General features: G+C 40.9%; 18 protein-coding genes and 1 pseudogene. 7 read left to right on the plus strand and 12 right to left on the minus strand.

Going from position 1 to position 16,514, the window contains the following annotated elements:
• Positions 1–23 precede the first annotated feature (23 nt).
• The 5 genes and pseudogenes from ACNAZ4_RS09850 to ACNAZ4_RS09870 all read right to left on the minus strand — a co-directional run bounded on the left by ACNAZ4_RS09850 (position 24) and on the right by ACNAZ4_RS09870 (position 3,991).
• Positions 24–962, minus strand: coding sequence for a ring-cleaving dioxygenase (locus ACNAZ4_RS09850; RefSeq protein WP_415814143.1), 939 nt, complete (start codon positions 960–962; stop codon positions 24–26).
• A gap of 28 nt (positions 963–990) precedes the next feature.
• Positions 991–1,388 (minus strand): annotated as a pseudogene (locus ACNAZ4_RS09855) (DoxX family protein).
• A 59-nt stretch (positions 1,389–1,447) separates the two neighbouring features.
• A complete protein-coding gene (locus tag ACNAZ4_RS09860) occupies positions 1,448–1,882 on the minus strand; it encodes a MarR family winged helix-turn-helix transcriptional regulator (RefSeq protein WP_415814144.1) in 435 nt (144 codons plus the stop codon).
• A gap of 61 nt (positions 1,883–1,943) precedes the next feature.
• Complete coding sequence (locus ACNAZ4_RS09865; protein ID WP_415814146.1) at positions 1,944–2,471, minus strand: YceI family protein; 528 nt, start codon at positions 2,469–2,471, stop codon at positions 1,944–1,946.
• A gap of 806 nt (positions 2,472–3,277) precedes the next feature.
• Complete coding sequence (locus tag ACNAZ4_RS09870) at positions 3,278–3,991, minus strand: toast rack family protein (RefSeq protein WP_415814147.1); 714 nt, start codon at positions 3,989–3,991, stop codon at positions 3,278–3,280.
• Between the two features lie 424 nt (positions 3,992–4,415).
• On the opposite strand from ACNAZ4_RS09870, the gene ACNAZ4_RS09875 reads away from it, so the two are divergent.
• Positions 4,416–4,871 (plus strand): hypothetical protein, encoded by a 456-nt coding sequence (locus ACNAZ4_RS09875; protein ID WP_415814148.1) that lies wholly within the window; start codon positions 4,416–4,418, stop codon positions 4,869–4,871.
• A 26-nt stretch (positions 4,872–4,897) separates the two neighbouring features.
• Here the strand turns inward: ACNAZ4_RS09875 and ACNAZ4_RS09880 are convergent, their stop codons facing one another.
• Together ACNAZ4_RS09880 and proB are read right to left on the minus strand one after the other, a co-directional pair.
• Positions 4,898–6,166 (minus strand): glutamate-5-semialdehyde dehydrogenase, encoded by a 1,269-nt coding sequence (locus tag ACNAZ4_RS09880; protein WP_415814150.1) that lies wholly within the window; start codon positions 6,164–6,166, stop codon positions 4,898–4,900.
• Between the two features lie 18 nt (positions 6,167–6,184).
• A complete protein-coding gene (gene proB, locus ACNAZ4_RS09885; RefSeq protein ID WP_415814151.1) occupies positions 6,185–7,309 on the minus strand; it encodes a glutamate 5-kinase in 1,125 nt (374 codons plus the stop codon).
• 759 nt (positions 7,310–8,068) lie between these two features.
• Here proB and ACNAZ4_RS09890 point away from each other — a divergent pair.
• Entirely contained in the window at positions 8,069–9,070 is a 1,002-nt protein-coding gene (locus ACNAZ4_RS09890; RefSeq protein ID WP_415814152.1) for a DUF3231 family protein, read from the plus strand.
• Between the two features lie 277 nt (positions 9,071–9,347).
• Here the strand turns inward: ACNAZ4_RS09890 and ACNAZ4_RS09895 are convergent, their stop codons facing one another.
• From ACNAZ4_RS09895 to ACNAZ4_RS09910, 4 genes are all read right to left on the minus strand, one after another.
• Positions 9,348–9,893, minus strand: a complete 546-nt coding sequence (locus ACNAZ4_RS09895) for a helicase (protein ID WP_415814153.1) — start codon at positions 9,891–9,893, stop codon at positions 9,348–9,350.
• Positions 9,894–10,082: 189 nt separating this feature from the next.
• Entirely contained in the window at positions 10,083–10,298 is a 216-nt protein-coding gene (locus ACNAZ4_RS09900) for a hypothetical protein (RefSeq protein ID WP_415814154.1), read from the minus strand.
• 328 nt (positions 10,299–10,626) lie between these two features.
• Positions 10,627–11,532 carry a zf-HC2 domain-containing protein gene (locus ACNAZ4_RS09905; protein WP_415814155.1) on the minus strand — a complete coding sequence of 302 codons (906 nt, stop codon included), beginning with the start codon at positions 11,530–11,532 and terminating at the stop codon, positions 10,627–10,629.
• Positions 11,529–12,017 carry an RNA polymerase sigma factor gene (locus ACNAZ4_RS09910; protein ID WP_415814156.1) on the minus strand — a complete coding sequence of 163 codons (489 nt, stop codon included), beginning with the start codon at positions 12,015–12,017 and terminating at the stop codon, positions 11,529–11,531. Before ACNAZ4_RS09910 ends, ACNAZ4_RS09905 begins: the two co-directional genes overlap by 4 nt.
• 376 nt (positions 12,018–12,393) lie before the next feature.
• Between ACNAZ4_RS09910 and ACNAZ4_RS09915 the strand changes: the two genes are divergently transcribed.
• The 5 genes from ACNAZ4_RS09915 (at position 12,394) to ACNAZ4_RS09935 (ending at position 15,520) form a co-directional block, all read left to right on the plus strand.
• Positions 12,394–13,038 carry a hypothetical protein gene (locus ACNAZ4_RS09915; RefSeq protein ID WP_415814157.1) on the plus strand — a complete coding sequence of 215 codons (645 nt, stop codon included), beginning with the start codon at positions 12,394–12,396 and terminating at the stop codon, positions 13,036–13,038.
• A 674-nt stretch (positions 13,039–13,712) separates the two neighbouring features.
• Positions 13,713–13,955 (plus strand): ATP synthase subunit c family protein, encoded by a 243-nt coding sequence (locus ACNAZ4_RS09920; protein WP_415814158.1) that lies wholly within the window; start codon positions 13,713–13,715, stop codon positions 13,953–13,955.
• Between the two features lie 318 nt (positions 13,956–14,273).
• A complete protein-coding gene (locus tag ACNAZ4_RS09925; protein WP_415814159.1) occupies positions 14,274–14,573 on the plus strand; it encodes a DUF2089 family protein in 300 nt (99 codons plus the stop codon).
• On the plus strand, positions 14,573–14,857 hold the full coding sequence (locus ACNAZ4_RS09930; protein ID WP_415814160.1) for a hypothetical protein: 285 nt from the start codon (positions 14,573–14,575) through the stop codon (positions 14,855–14,857). Before ACNAZ4_RS09925 ends, ACNAZ4_RS09930 begins: the two co-directional genes overlap by 1 nt.
• An 18-nt stretch (positions 14,858–14,875) precedes the next feature.
• Positions 14,876–15,520: a stage II sporulation protein M gene (locus tag ACNAZ4_RS09935; RefSeq protein WP_415814161.1), complete on the plus strand. Its 645-nt coding sequence runs from the start codon at positions 14,876–14,878 to the stop codon at positions 15,518–15,520.
• A gap of 74 nt (positions 15,521–15,594) precedes the next feature.
• Here ACNAZ4_RS09935 and ACNAZ4_RS09940 read toward each other — a convergent pair whose 3' ends face one another.
• Complete coding sequence (locus tag ACNAZ4_RS09940; RefSeq protein ID WP_415814162.1) at positions 15,595–16,470, minus strand: DUF3231 family protein; 876 nt, start codon at positions 16,468–16,470, stop codon at positions 15,595–15,597.
• Positions 16,471–16,514: the final 44 nt, after the last annotated feature.

Here is a 16,514-nt window from a genome sequence, read left to right on the forward strand (position 1 = left end):
TCCGACTATCCTGCTCACAGCCATCAATCCAACTCTCTCACTTCAATCGGGATGAGCCTTCTCTCCAGCTGCCCGCGATACTGTTCATATTGCTCCGGCAGCATCAATTTTTCACCCATTGTTTCCTGTGTTTCATCATGCGCGAATCCCGGCGGGTCAGTCGCAATTTCGAACAGGATTTCTCCATGCTCCCTAAAATATATCGCATTGAAGTAGTTTCTGTCCCTTACAGGGGTGACACCATAGCCATTGTCTGCGACGTATTGCTGCCAATCAAGCTGGTCTGCGTCATCGACAGCCCTCCAGGCAATGTGGTGAACCGTTCCTACACCCATCTCACCGCGGCCGATCGGTGTCAGTTTCAGGTCAATCACATTACCGATGTCTGCAGAAGAACGGAAGCGGATGAAGTCTCCCTCTTTTCCGACAAGCTCAAGACCCATCACTTTTCCAAGCAGATCTGCTGTTTTTTCCGGCTGCGTCGATAACAGTGTCGCTCCGCCAAATCCTTTGATTGCAACATCAGGCGTTACCTCTCCGAAGCTCCATCCATTGTTTTCCCCTTGTTCCCGTTCCACAATCTCCAGGTGGAGGCCATGGGGGTCATCGAACTCTAAATATTGTTCACCAAACCGCTCCATGATTGTATATGGCACCTTGAATTTTTCAAGACGGTTTTTCCAAAAATCCATTGACCCCTTCGGAACTACATAGGAAGTCACTCCTACCTGCCCATCGCCAATGGCTCCCTGGCGCGCGCCTGCCCATGGAAAGAAGGTGATGATGGTTCCAGGTTTGCCGCCTTCGTCCCCAAAATAAAGATGATACGTTTCCGGGTCATCAAAATTGACGGTTTTCTTTACCAAGCGCAGCCCCAATACGCCACTGTAAAAATCAACGTTTTCCTGCGGATGGCCGACTATTGCAGTAATATGGTGAATGCCCATTGTTTTTTTGGTCATTAGTAACACTCCCATTTATAAAATATAATTAGAATAAAATAGCGTCTATAGCGTATCTGCCAGGGCCAATTAAAGCTAACCCAATCGTGACAGCAACCAACGTCAAGTTATATTCATAGCCATTTGAAGTGGACCACAAACCATTTGGACCATGCACTTTTACAATCGCCATCACCATGGTACCAGCAATCATCAAAGCTGCGAGCGGCGTCAAAAGTCCCGCTGCCAATAATATTCCCCCGACAAGTTCAGCCAACCCTGCGAAAAGTGCCATCGTCACACCTGGCTTCATGCCAATCGATTCAAACCAGCCGCCCGTTCCCTTCAATCCATAGCCTCCAAACCAGCCAACAGCTTTTGCGCACCATGTCCAATAAATAATATGCCAATTACCAATCTTATGATTAACAAACCTAAATCCATCATGATTATCTTCCTCCTGGGTTATTATCTTGAATTCGAGATATATATTTGAAAAAATTTATCTATAAGTCTTTTGCCCGATAGCCGATTCGTTTTAATAAACAGATTGTCTGATTGACTTCATCGGCATCCAAATCTGCAAAAATCCTGCTCATTTCCATCTCATGCTGAGGGAAAATGTGATCCATCAGCTCTTTTCCTTCATCCGTCAAAACCGCATAAGTGACGCGGCGATCCTCGGGACATCCCCGTCTTCTCACATAATTTTTCTCCACAAGCTTGTCAATGACATAGGTGATACTGCCGCTCGAAATCAGCACCTTTTTTCCAATGATTTGAATCGGCTGCTCCCCTCTGTGGTAAAGCAGCTCCATAACGGAAAATTCTGTAGGATTCAATCCATGCTGTGCCGCGTCTTTCCGGATCACATCGTGAATAGCCTGCGCGGCACGAATAATGACGGTTACTGCTTTTAACTCTTCTCTTGCCTTTTCCATCTTTCCAACTCCTTTACATTATGCTGGATTCTCATGTCATCCAGCATAATGGCCAAAGGTTTTAAGCTGCAGGGTTTACTTCCAATTCAACTTTGATCTTGATGCCTTTTCCCACTAAAACGCCGCCTGTTTCAAGTGCTGCATTCCATGTGAGGCCAAATTCTTCACGGTTGATTTTTGTTTCTGCTTCAAAGCCGTAGACTTCAACGCCCCATGGGTTTGTGCCTTTGCCGCCGAATTCCACATCGAATGTAACTGGTTTCGTTACATCCTTGATTGTTAGGTCGCCAGTTACTTTGTAGTCATCTCCATCTCTTGTAATGCTTGTAGATTTAAAATCGATAGTTGGATATTTCTCAACATCAAAGAAGTCTGCAGATTTCAAGTGATTTTCACGATCTTCATTACGAGTGTCAATGCTAACTACGTCGATTTTGAATGCTATTGAAGCAGTCGTTAAATCTGTAAGGTCCGCCGCCTCAACGTCTGCAGTATAAGAATCGAAATGACCCTTCACCTTCGAAACCATCATGTGTTTCACTTCAAATCCAATTGCTGAGTGTGCCTGATCAACTGTCCATTTTCCCATTTTAAAATTCCTCCTAATATTTTTTATCTCGAATTCGAGATATAGTTTTAAAAAAATATCTTGAATTAATTTATTTTTAATTCGAGATAAATTTATCATATTTTCCTCTAGGGTGTCAATAGATAATTTTGAACACTGCTATTATCTGACTTCAGTTTTGTTCGAACATGACATCACTTCGGATAAATTGAGCGCCTTTGACTGCTATTTTGTCTGAATATCAACCTACTTCAGAAAAAGTGAGCCGCTCTGGCTGGGGTTTTGTCCGAACTTGCCCTTACTTCGGACAAATTGAGCGGCTTTGACTGCAGTTTTGTCCGAACATGACTCTACTTCAGACAAAATAAGCGGCTTTGGCTCCGGTTTTGTCCGAACTTACCCTTACTTCGGACAAATTGAGCGTTTTTGGCAGCAGTTTTGTCTGAACATGATTCTACTTTGGACAAAGTGAGCCGCTCTGGCTCCGGTTTTGTCCGAACTTGCCCTTACTTCGGACAAATTGAGCGCCTTTGGCTCCAGTTTTGTCTGAACATGACCCTACTTCGGACAAAGTGAGTCGCTCTGGCTGATGTTTTGTCCGAACTTACCCTTACTTCGGACAAATTGAGCGCCTTTGACTGCTGTTTTGTCCGAACCTGATACTACTTCAGACAAATCGAGCCGCTCTGGCTGATGTTTTGTCCGAACCTGACTCTACTTCGGACAAATCGAGCCGCTTTGGCCGCAGTTTTGTGCGAACATCACCCTACTTCAGACAAAACAAAAAGGACAGTCCACAAATCCCGGAACCGTCCCCTAACCTAGCTTTATTTTTCCGTTTTAAAAGTCACTTCGCCTACACCTATGTCAGCTTTCAGGTCAATCTTTACCTTCGCATCTTCATAGGCTTCATTTACATAAACGCCATTTCCTTTTGAAATCAAATCTTCAAAAGTCGCTGACCCGATTCCTTTGTTGGCTTTAATTCTGACGCCTGTATCTTTAGGAAGGATAACGGTCATCTCACCGACTCCCGATGAGATTTGGGCGTCGAAGCTTTCTTTCCAGTCTCCTCCAAGATCGACGGTAATTTCACCAACCCCGGCATTCACTTCTAGGCTTGTAAGCTGAATCCCTTTCAGATCAAGATCGGTTTCTGACGCGCCTGCGTTCACGACAAGATCGACTGGAACATCTTCATTCAGCTTCAAATCCCATTCATTCCTCATCTTGCCGATTTTAAAATGCTTTGGCTGGTCAATCTCCACCTTGCCGACTTTCCTGTTCAGGTCATAGGAAACCTCAGGCTTCATTTTTTCGGGTTCATAGATCGCTTTACCATCCACCCACTCATCAGCACCGCCAGCAACATTCATTTCCCCGGCACCGAAATTCAACACAACCTCCAGCTCCTTCGCCTGATCTTTCTTCACGACGATTTCATCACCACTTTTATCACTGGCAAAAATCACTCCATTACATGCTGACAATAATAGAACAGAAGAGATCGCGGCCAATCCGAACACAATTATTTTTTTCATTTATCTCGCCTCCAACTGATTATAGGTCAATCATAAAGCATCCCCTATAATCACTTAACAGGCTGGGGCTTTAACTTTTAATCAGCCTTCAGACCTAGTTGTGGAAAAATAAACCAAATACTTTTAAGGACATGAGTTCTATCCCCATGTCCTTTTCTTACAGCCCTTTCTTTATAATGCCTGCTCTGTCCTCCATTTGTGGAGGTTCTTCAAACCAGCCATTTTTTATCGTGATTTCAATGCCTTCCTGAGCATAGAAAAATTGACAGTTTTCCTTAACCCATACCTGTCAAAATATCGGCAACAAACTATCCTCTCCCTCTCTATACGATTGAGCAAGAAGATAGTTCCAATTTTCTGTAAATTATAACCCAAGAAAGACATTTATTCTGATAAACTTGGTTAAAAGAGGGGGAAGATTAAAATGGAATTACAAGTCTGGCAGCCAGTCACATGCCTGGTGAAGGGCAATATTATCGGAGCAACTTTTCAATATTTTGATACGGCTGATCAGGGTGGTCTTAAAATTGTCCTGACGGATATCAACGGAACTATCGTGGAAGTGATTTATGATAAGCATTCACCAATTGTAGGAGACTGTGTTTGGACGTTTAGATACGCAAATGAGATAGCAAGGTCTGACCTGAATAAGTTCATTGACCGCGCCGATCACTCCAAACTAACTGATCCGTCTGCGCATCATTTTTATAAAGCTTTCCAATCAGACTTTATTTCATGGTATGATCATTTGTCCTGGCTCGGCAGTGATGAGGCACCAAACGTTGAGCACCATATCTATATGTATAATGACGGAGTTTTCGAAGTCATCAGCGATTATGAGCCAAGATTCATCGTAAAAAAACAGGGTGACGGTTCCTGAAAAACAGGAATCGCCACCCTTTATGATTATCTCACCAACCCGTCCCCGACCATGACATACTTCCGTGTAGTCAAAGCGGGCAGCCCCATTGGTCCTCTTGCATGAAGCTTCTGTGTGGAAATTCCGATTTCTGCTCCGAATCCCAATGCTCCTCCATCTGTAAAACGAGTGGAAGCATTATGATACAGTGCGGCTGCGTCAACAACCTGCAGGAACTTCCTTGCGTTCACAGCATTTTCGGTAATGATTGCTTCTGAATGCTTTGTCCCGTACTGATCGATATGCTCGATGGCTTCATCGATGTTGTCGACGACTTTTATGGCCATGTCGAGGCTCAGATATTCGTCGGCCCAGTCTGTTTCCGTTGCCGGGACCACGTTTGGCAGTGCGGCTGCCGCTTTTTCATCTCCGTGCACGGTGATGCCATGTTCCTGGAATGCTTCAGCAAGCTGCTGTTTGTTATTCTCAAGCCATGCCTGGTGGACGATAAGTGTTTCCGCTGCGTTGCACACGGCCGGACGGTCTGTTTTGGCGTTGATCATGATTTTGAGTGCTTTTTCAGTGTCCGCTTCTCCGTCTACATACAGGTGGCAGTTGCCTACTCCAGTTTCGAGCACAGGAACGGTCGCATTTTCGACGACTGCCTTGATCAGTGCTCCGCCTCCGCGCGGGATCAGGACATCGATATGCTCTTTCATCGTGAACAGCTGCTGGGTTGCTTCACGATCTGTTGTTGCGATGAACTGGATGGCGTCTTTTGGCACCTTTGTGTTTTCCAGTGCCTGGTGCATGATGTCAACAATGGCTTTGTTAGAAGACAATGCAGAAGAACCGCCTTTTAAAATGATTGCGTTGCCTGATTTGAGCGCCAGCCCTGCTGCATCGACGGTCACGTTCGGGCGCGCTTCATAAATCATGCCGATGACGCCAAGCGGAACGCGGATTTCTTTTACATTGAGCCCGTTTTCGAGCGTCCAGTCTGAAAGAACGTCCCCGATTGGATCATCATGCTCCGCTACTTGACGCAGCCCTTCGGCAAAGTCCACTATTCGTTCGCGAGTAAGGGCAAGCCGGTCCATGAATGCGTCCTCGAAGCCTTTTTCCCTTCCGTTCTGCAGATCCTTTTCGTTCTCCGCTAAAATGGCTTCGTAATTGTTTTCCAGTGCATCAGCGAGAATAATCAGTGCTTCATTTTTATCGTCAGTTGAAAGGATGCCCAGCTGTTTCGCTGCCTTTTTCGCTGAAATCGCCTGCTCTTCTACTGTCATAGTCTTGGTCATGGTCAATGTCATCAAAACGCCTCCTGTAAAATTTTAGACTGATACCGGTAATGCAAAGTCACGTGAACAAACAAATGTGTCCTGTTCGATCGCTTCTTTTCGCTCGCATTCTTCTTCAATCAGTGTTTCTTCCAATTTCACGCTGGAATAATTCATTCGTCCAAGGCCGATCTCTTCTCCGTCTACATCCATTACTCTGACGACTGCCCCCTCACCGAACCTTCCTTTTACCTGAAGGATGTCGGATGGCAGGATGTTTTTCCGGTCTTCGATGATCGACGCTCTTGATTCAGGGCGGAGGATCACTTCCCCCTCAGGTCCGGAATGGAACGCGATCCATTGCTGGTTGTTATCGAGGTTGAAGCCTTCCGGGTCCTGGTTGAAATAAGTTCCCCTGGCACATCCAGTCACTGCGTCCATCAAGATGTTTTCGCTGTCGGCTTTTCCTAAAAATGAATCGATTCCGGATGCCATCGCAATTTTTACCGCGGATATTTTCGATTTCATCCCGCCAGTACCAACCGCGCTTCCGGAACCGCCTGCTGCCGCTTCGATTTCCGGAGTGATTTCACGGACCTTATCGAGCAGCTTAGCATCTGGGTTCGTATTCGGATTTGCATCATACAAACCATCAATGTCGGAAAGGATGATCAGCTGATCTGCTTCGATCAGCGCCGCAACCTTCGCCGATAATGTGTCATTGTCACCGAAACGAAGACGGTCGACCGTAATCGTGTCATTTTCGTTGATGATCGGGATGATCCCTCTCTCCAGCAGCACGTTCAACGTATTTTTCATATTGTTATAGCGATTCTCATTCGCGAAGTCGCTTCTCGTGATCAAAATCTGGGAAGCTACGTACCCATGAGATAAAAAGAGTTCTGAGTAAGATTCCATCAACAAGCCCTGACCGATCGAAGCCGCTGCCTGTTTTTCCGGCAATGAAGTCGGCCGATCAATGCACCCAAGCTTGCGGTACCCTGCTGCCACAGCGCCTGATGAAACGACGGCTGTTTCATAGCCCGCATCCTTCAAGGCAACAATCTGGTTCGCCAGGTTCTCCAGCTTCCTGCGGCTGATTTCCCCGTGCATACTCGTCAGCGAACTGCTGCCAATCTTAATTACAACTCTTTTTATCTTCCTGTCTTGCTCTACCATCCAATACCTCCTTGTAAATCTGCCAAAGCACTCCATTCAAGAAGCGTTCGTTTCCGTTCGTTTTTGCCAACGTTATCTATGGTAACATCCTAAAGAAGACATTCAAGGGATACGGAGCCATTCGTGAGCATACGGCCGAGATAGTGAATGTAAGCGATAACATTTTAAAGATACAGCGGGTTAAGTCGTGCTCATCCTTACTCAGCATGGCTGAGGGAAGAATATGGAGATATATCGGAAGTTTCGCAGTTTCACAAAATGACATCCTTTTAATAAGAATTAACAATGGGGGTATCCTATTGCGGTATGAAGAAGCTCCCCGAAGGATTAACTGGGGCTGTTTCAAATTTGCATATCATATTGAAACCTAACAGAAACTTCTGTGAGTCTTCAATTTACGGTAGATTTTAACCAGCAACTTTGCTAACAAAAATAATAGGGAATCTAAGCACCCTTTAGTTGAATAAGGACTATAATCCTAATTATCATCCTTTTAATTTTTTCTGATGAACAGTATGGTTTTCCTGGAACACAAAATATACATCCTCTAAATCTAAATACATTCTAATTGAAAAAAATAAATAAATGGTCATTTAACATTCAACCTATCTTCATTTTCCCTTGTATTCCTTCTCTTTTTTTATTAAATATTACAAGTACATTATCCAACTCGGTAATAGTATAACTAATCCATTTTTGTGATAATTATCATTTAATAAGGGAATTCTACTCTTAAATTTAGATTAATGGAGGAGTAAGATGGAAAACAAAAGGGAGTTTGTAAAACTTACTAGCTCTGAAATAGCATTACTTTGGACCACATATACCAATGACAGTATTGTCTCTTGTTTAATAACTCACTTTATTGAAACAGCAGAAGATCCAGAGGTTGTTGAAATACTCAAACAAGCACTTAATATAGCAGAGGCTCATATGCATTCAGTAAAAAGCTTGTTTGAAAATGAAGGAATAGCAATTCCACTCGCCTTTCCTATTGAACAGCATGTTGTACCTCATGCACCTAGGTTATTTTCGGATGTAATGTATGCAGAGTTATTAAAACATATTTGTTCATTTGGTCTGGCATCCCATATGAGTGGTGTAGCAACCGCACCTAGAGAGGATGTTAGAACTCTGTATGAACAATTTTTTAACGATGCCTCATCACTCAACAATCGTGTTATCGAAACTATGAAAAGCAAGGGAATCCTAATTCGTATGCCTAACATGGAATACCCAAAGCATGTAGAAATGCTACATAATCAGCATTTCCTTGCTGGATGGTTGGGTAGACAGAGGACTTTAATGGCAATTGAAGTAACACATTTGACAGCGTGTTCTCTTCACAATGTAATGGGAAAACATCTGTGTATGGCTTTTGCTCAAGTAACAGATGATGCTGATTTAAGAAAATACTTTTTACGAGGTAAAAAAGTATCAACGGATATCGTACGTGATATTCATGATATCTTAGTAGAAAGTGATGTTCCCATCCCTTCAACATGGGATGCAACAATATCTACTTCCACAGCTGCACCTTTTTCTAACCAATTGATGATGGTGTTAATTGGTACAATGTCTAACTTAGGGATATCTTCATATGGTGTTGGTCTGTCGACATCAATGCGTAGGGACCTCGGGGCTTTATACGCTGATTTCATACGAAAAGCAAGTTTCTATGGAGAAGATGGGATGAACATTATGATAAGTCGGGAATGGATAGAACAACCCCCGACGTTCGTTGATCATGAAGCTCTCTAAAGAACAACTGGATTAGAAAACAGACACCTACTTAGTAAAATATTTCTAAGGTCAAAAAATTACTGATGGGTAAAACCTGAATTCGTAACAGTAAAAGGTTTAATCAGATAGGGGCTCAAAAGTGAGCCCTTTTATTTTGTCTGCAAAATCTCCAAAGTAAACAGTTTTTGTCTACTATGCACTATAGAATGACGAATTTCTTATTCCACATTACTGTTTCACAAACTAATTATAGGAATGCTGCCCGTTAATCGAAATAGAAAAAAGCAATTCCCTCTTAGACCTTTGTTTGACAAAAGATAAAATGATCATCAGGATTCCAAACGTGTAGATGATCTGCACTGTATCCTCGGAGCCACAACACGCCGTTAATTCGTCTAAGATAAAAACCTTTTGGAAAATCATCGTCTTTAGATAGTATCTCCGACGCTATTGTGACAGAGCCTGACGGAGCTTGATTCCGCTGTAAAAGATTCCCCGAATTACCTTCAGGCTGATCCAGATAGTCCAGTCTTAGGTAAGGTCCCAGCTCAAGCGGGCACAATTCCAAGCCTAGTTCGCTCGCTTTTTTAAAGATCTGATCCGTAGTGGCTCCATCAGGAAAGCCAAGGTTGCCAACGGTTAATTCTACGGTTTGAAGATTGTACTTTGTATCAGAAGTCTTAAATTTATCATCAGCTAACAGCCGCTCTCCATACTCATTTATCAAGATAGAGTATTGTTGCAATTTCTGGATAAGCTGCGATTTTGTGAGTTCCCCAACCTCTATTTTTCTATTAATAACTGGACAATCAGGGTATACTTTCTCATTTTCAAAACGCAATCGTAGTCACTCCTAACATATTGGTACATAGACTGAAAAAACGATATAAGGGACTACATTTAAATATTCTAAATTCGCCCATAAATTTCCTTATTAAACTAAACTGCTTCTTTAGTCGAATAAGAAAAAGCCACCAATTTCGGCAGCCTGAATTTCAATTCTCGCTCTAGGAAATTGATAAGGACATTTTTATTGAAGTCCATATTTAAGTATTTGATATCTAATAACCTCGTTGCCAAATGTAAACCATATTAAAAGTAATAACACTATAACGCCCATCACTAAACTAAACCAAGCAAAATATTTATTTTCCTTATTTATTAAAGGGTATTGAACAATTAACAATGTCCCAAAAGCAAGGGTAATTACAACGGAAAGTTGTCCTGTTAGTGTTTCAAAAACCATAGAATCCCTCCCTTATCAATACAAGTATTTTAACATTATTTTCTAATTCCTTGTTCAACCATCCTGTATGTTAGCTAAATAAGGAAATCAATAGAAAAGGCCGTTAATCCTCCTGGATCAACGCACCCGTTCGTTGAAGATGGACTCATTAATCAGAAATAATGAGTCCATCTTCTGCAACTTGCCCCTGAACAATAGAATTTGGGTATTCAACCAATTCAAAGGATACTTTTTGGCCATGTTTTCGAACTTTGAAACATTAGGAAACTTTTCCGAATCAAGTAAAATAGAACTGTAATTTAGAAAAAATCGCTGAAAGCAACAACTATTATAAAGTGCTTTTCGGCTTCTTGATTGATAATTTTTTTAATATGTTCCTTCCAGCTAATAACGCAAAATATAAAGAAATTGTGACTAGTAATATTGCATAAAAGTCTCGTCTAGCAAGGTAAGTTGTAGAGTGAAGACCTTTTATAGTTAAGTGAGCAAACAGGTAGGAGATGGGCAATAGAATAATTTTTTCTAGTCCATTTCTTATTTTTTCATTCTTACGGAATATGGCCAATCCAATTCCACAAATAAGTAAAAATCCTATAGCAAACATCACATAGTAGCTTAGAACTAGCCGAGGTAACGTAATGACAGAACCATCCGTTATTGGATCTCCATAAATTAAAATATTTTCACTTCCATCGGTATTGTAATAATAGATTGAAGCGACCGTTTCTCCATTCGGGTTTAAGACAGTATTTTCTAGGTTGTTTTTGCTTATTTTATGTTGCCAAATCGTTTCCCATGTAGTTATATCATAGACATAACCTGAATTGTCTGCTGCTGGATATTGTTCTACATGGAATCCGGAGACTTCTTCACTAAAATTCAAAAGTACAGTTCCGTCATCCTTTTCAATGATCGAAACCGCATTTTCATTATAAGAAATGTATGCTGGCTCTGTCAGATAAGCCATTGTAACCACTGCAAAAACCAATGTTACCATGACTGAAAGAATAATCGTTTGCAGCTTTTCCCTTCGCAATGTATTTTGTATATTTCTTAAGGGAGCTATATCGGTATCTATTGGCAGTTCTTCAAGCATCCTCATTTCTTCAAGTCGTTTTTTGCAGTTTTCACAAGAAGCTATATGTTCTTCAACGATATCTCTAGTATCTTGACTTGCCATATTCTCGACATATAAAGGCAGTATATCCCTAATCATATTACAACTAATTTTCATCGATAATCCCCCAATCGCGCTTTAATCTTTTCTCTAGCACGGTGATAAGTAACACAAGCCCAGTTATCACTTTTTGCATACAATTTGCCAATTTGCTTAAATGACAGTTCTCCAAATACACGGAGCGTAAAGACTTTTTTATATGGCTCTTTTAAATTCTGGATAATTTCATGTACCTTCATAGACGCTTGCGAAGTGGTTATTTCTTGTTCTACATTGTCTTCACTAGCTGATTCCGGAAGTGACTCTAAATCTACAATGTTTTTTTTCTTACCCAAGTAAGAGTAATAACTGTTTTTGGCAATTTGGCATAACCAAACACGGATATCACTATCCCCTCTGAAACTGTCTAGCGATGTTAGTGCCTTCATAAAAGTTTCCGAAGTGATATCTTCAGCGATATGCTTATCGCCAGACAAACTATACACATATAAAAATACATCTTTAAAGTATGTATTATAAACATCCTCAATCTGTGTCACCATCTCACCTCCTTACATATAAGACGCGATAAACTCAAATATCTTACAAAAATATAAGAAAAACCGTACTAAATACGTAACGGGTTCGGTTATTGGGGAGAAAATAATAAATAACAACCTAATTGGGGACGCAATGAACATACGAATTGGTGTCTCCTTTTTTGTTGTTATATTAATATTTTAAAAGATTTAACACACAAATTAGTATATCTATACGCAAACCAATTGGAGACACCGCATGTATTTATGCGGTGTTGTTAGAGCCGGTGCTAAAACTTTTGCGATTAAAAGGAGAATGGAAAATTTATGTTAAAATAACTTTATAGATGAAATAGTAAACTGATTGTAATTTTACAACATAACACAAAGGAGAGTTTGAATGGCCTTAGAGGTACATAACAAAGAAATCCAAATCCATTTTAAATCTTACCTACTTTATGTTGGACTTGGATTGGTTGCGGGTATTATAACTCGTTTATCAGATTTTTTTCCAAATGATGACTTATGGAGTTTTAGCTCCATAGCCACTTTATTTGGCTTTTGGATGTTAACCGTAACATTGGTTATATATTTTAGTAATTCCAATATAAATGCGGCGATTAATGTTTTATTGTACCTATTTGCTATGAATTTCAGTTTTTACTTTTTAAATTATGTACTCGGCTTTTTTGTTCCAATGTTTGATAATGACGGATTTCAATGGAGTTTATTTATTTACTTTAATATTTTCGCCTTAGTATGCAGTGTTAGTAGTTATGCACTTTACTTTTGGAACAAAGAGAACAAAGTCAGTAATTTTTTGTACGCATTACCAGTAAGCGGATTAGCTGCGGAAACAATTGGTGTTAGTATCTATTTATATAAATACCATACCTTTTTGTTTCAAGTCATTTTCGACTCCATTAGTCTAGTAATAATAGGCTATTGGTTCTATAAAAAAGCAAATAATAAACTGATTTATTTAGCAACCATAGTGGTTACCACTTTAATAGGTTATTATCTGGTTTACCGTCCTTTTCTCTAAACGATTTTACTGAAAATATGTCATAAAATAGCAACTGAATAATTCAGTTGCTATTTTTAATGTTAATTTTATGGCGAAATCGGTGTTATTAATATAGAAAAATCACCTGTGAATTGGAGTTTTCTCCCCATCAACCGAACCCATTACAAAATACGTCCGGTCTTTTTTCTTCCACCATAATTATTGGAAATCCTGTAGTGGAAACTCCTAAATCCCCCTTTATAATATTCAGGGACCATTTCTCCTCCACATTGTTCACACTGAAATCGGTTTAGTTTAAGTGAAATATATACAATCTTTATACTAACTAATATCTTATTGCCAAGCGATTTTTCACAATAGGGCCCGTTTATTGAATAAGAAAAGCGCCCCTTCTCAATTGAAGCATCGCATCATCTATGAAGTTATACCATAAATTACGTTCTTTCATCTACTGAATAAACAATGCTAATTGTGAATCATTACACTTAAACTAACACCAGTTAGTTGATTGACAGTCAGGTATTAATACAATTGAGCCAAATGGTTTGGATGGTATGTTCGGAAACGGATATTGATTGAGCGTTACCTTACAGCAATTAAAGATGGACTCTATGACTTAAGCGTTTGCCGGCGCAGGCTCATCAACTCTTGAATATATTGTTAAAAGACTATTTTGTAAGGAAGGTGATATCATGAAAAGTTTTATCCAATGCTGTATTGGAGCTGGATTGGCCTTATTGGGTTTTATAGGGATAGGCTATGGCCTTGGGATTGCAGGCGCTGCAGCTCTAGAAGGTATAGCGAGACAGCCTGAGGCAACAGATAGGATCGCTAATGTTCTTTTCTTTTTAATAGTGATTCCGGAATTGATTTTGGCCTTTTTATTAGTTAAGACCGCATTAAGGATTCATAATTGTGGAAATTACAAAGATTGAGCTGGAGAGTAGTGGTTTTCCGCCACTACTCTTTGCAGTTTGGAGTTGACCAATGAATATTTAGAAGCCCGTAGACACTTTGTAACCTCAAAGTTTCCGCGTGCGGTAGAAATTATTTTCGTTTCCCAAGATTCTTGAACAAGTCTTTTTTTTATCCAGAGAGGCTGAACCGTCATTACTATGATCCGAAAGAGACATAGGATCGGTTCTCAAGTCTTTGATAATACCCTTCCCCCCACTCTTTTTTATTTTTTGAAATAAATATTGAATAATATTAAACTTTTCTTTAATATTATTTATATAAGGAGGAGTGAACAGGTGAAACGCGATGAGGTACCAGAATGGATTCTTGCCTTGGATCAAGAATCACTCGAATTTATCAGGAAGTTCGTTTTGAATTCCGGCTCGCTAAAGGAAATCTCCACAATCTATGGAGTTTCCTATCCAACCGTCCGGACAAAGTTGGATAAACTGATTAAGAAAATTGAGCTGAATAGTAAAAAGGAAGATCTTGAGTTTGTCAGTATGATTAAAAACATGGTGCTGGATGAACAAATCAGTTTAGACGTTGCAAAGCTGATTATCGAAAAATACAAATCGGAAAGGGTCGATTCTTAATGCCTGCTATTTATGGATGGTTGATTGCAATCGCAGTGATTGGAGTCCAATTTTACTTATCAAGGAGAAGTCATGTACTTTTGGGAGCCATCATACCTGTTTTGTACATCGCCTTTATATCGGTGTGGTTTTACAGGAGAATTGGTGCAGAAGATACGCTGCCCCTTATCTTAGCTGGTGTTGGCGGCTTGGCCTTCCTGCTAAGTCTCTGGATCAAAGGCAGAGATCATCTGAAGAGGCAGCGCCAAAAGGAATTGGAAAAAATACAATTACAAGATATGTAATCTTGAAAGGAATAGATCATGGCAATTGTCGATTCTATAAAAACAACAAGCATTCAAACCTGGAAACACGCATGGCTTCATATCAAAAGGTCTTTTTGGAAGTATTGGTTCCTGTATTTCATCGTCTTTGTCATGGCTTACCTTATTACATTATTCATAAACCCGAATTTGAAAGAGCTCCTTTCAGGTCTGGATGAAAATTTCAAGGAAGATGCCCCTGGTAAGGGATATTGGGAAACCACCCTTTTTCTCTTCAAAAATAACTGGCTCGTTTGCCTGCAGATTCTGATCCTTGCTATCATCCCCATTCGGCATCTGTACATATTGCCGCTCATCACAACAAGCGCGATGATTGGCATGACGCTGTACCTTGTCCAGCAGGTTGATTTAAATGTCCTCCACACATTCGGATTCGGTTTTCTGCCGCATGCGATTCTCGAGCTGACCATCTTTATGCTTGCCGCCATTTATGGCAATGCGTTGAATAAGAGTATTGTGACTAGACTGACCAATACCTTTCGTAAAAATAAGAAAGGCACATCACCATTCCGTCTCCACTTCAAAGAAGCTTTTTCCGCCTTCATCTTCGTCATCACACCATGCATTTTCATCGCTGCTTTTATCGAAGGGTTTGTTTCAAAATTTTCTTTAACTGCATTTTAGCCTTGCTTGAATCCCACACTGGGGATAATGAAAAAGGGAATCGTCTATAAACCGACGCTTCCCTTTGTACAACCTTACTCTTCCCCTTTAATCAACTTTTCCCGATCGACAAACATAGGCGGCTGCTCGAGCCAGCCTCTTTCAATGATCATCTGGGCTCCATCTTCAGAATAGGTTAATGCTCTTAGAATAAAACCGCTATACAACGCCCCAACATCCCTTCTCATGCTAAGGGACAATGCGAATCCGTAAGCAGCCACGCCTAATTGGGACAGGATGCCCACCACAAACAGCATCAGCTGGTCAGAGTATGGCGGTTCGGTTGAATCACTGACGATTGAATCCCAGGTCATCGAATTGGGGACATTGCTTTCCATCAACACATGATGGCTCTCCCTCAAGATTTTGTCGCAAAGCTGGACACCTGAATAAAAATATGATTTCAAATCAGGATCCTGGGCTACCTGGGCAAAGCCGATCAGTGTGGACTTCCCAAGTTCATTATGAAGCGAGGTCAAATAGAGATGATTCACTTCGTTTCCTAACAGCGGCCGTTTTTTGCCGAACCAGCCTGTCAGGAAATATTGCTTGTCCACAAAATCCACCTTTTTCGGATAGTTCATGTATGGAGGCCGGATGTAAACCCCTTTCTTTTTCATCAGTGTGGTAATCTCACGGTTAATTTCCGTTGCCTGCCTGTGGAATTTTTCAAAAAGACCACGGATATCATCCCTCGATGAAGTCGCAATGGCACTCGAATGGCTCGTCAACCCAAACTTGCTCATATGCTGCATGTACTCCATGTAAAAAATATCCGAAAAGAGCCGTGGGGCAGACAGATTCACATGCTTCTCGACGGAAAATCCCTCTGGCCTCGCAATGCCCTCCTGCTCATAAATTTCGCTAATATTCTCCAGATGAGAATCCGCTACTTCTATCGTAAATTCCAAAAGTGGTTTTACCTCTGCATCCTCCACACATTGAGTGAGTCAAA

It is taken from the genome of Mesobacillus thioparans, assembly GCF_965138835.1.
GTDB lineage: Bacteria > Bacillota > Bacilli > Bacillales > Cytobacillaceae > Mesobacillus > Mesobacillus thioparans.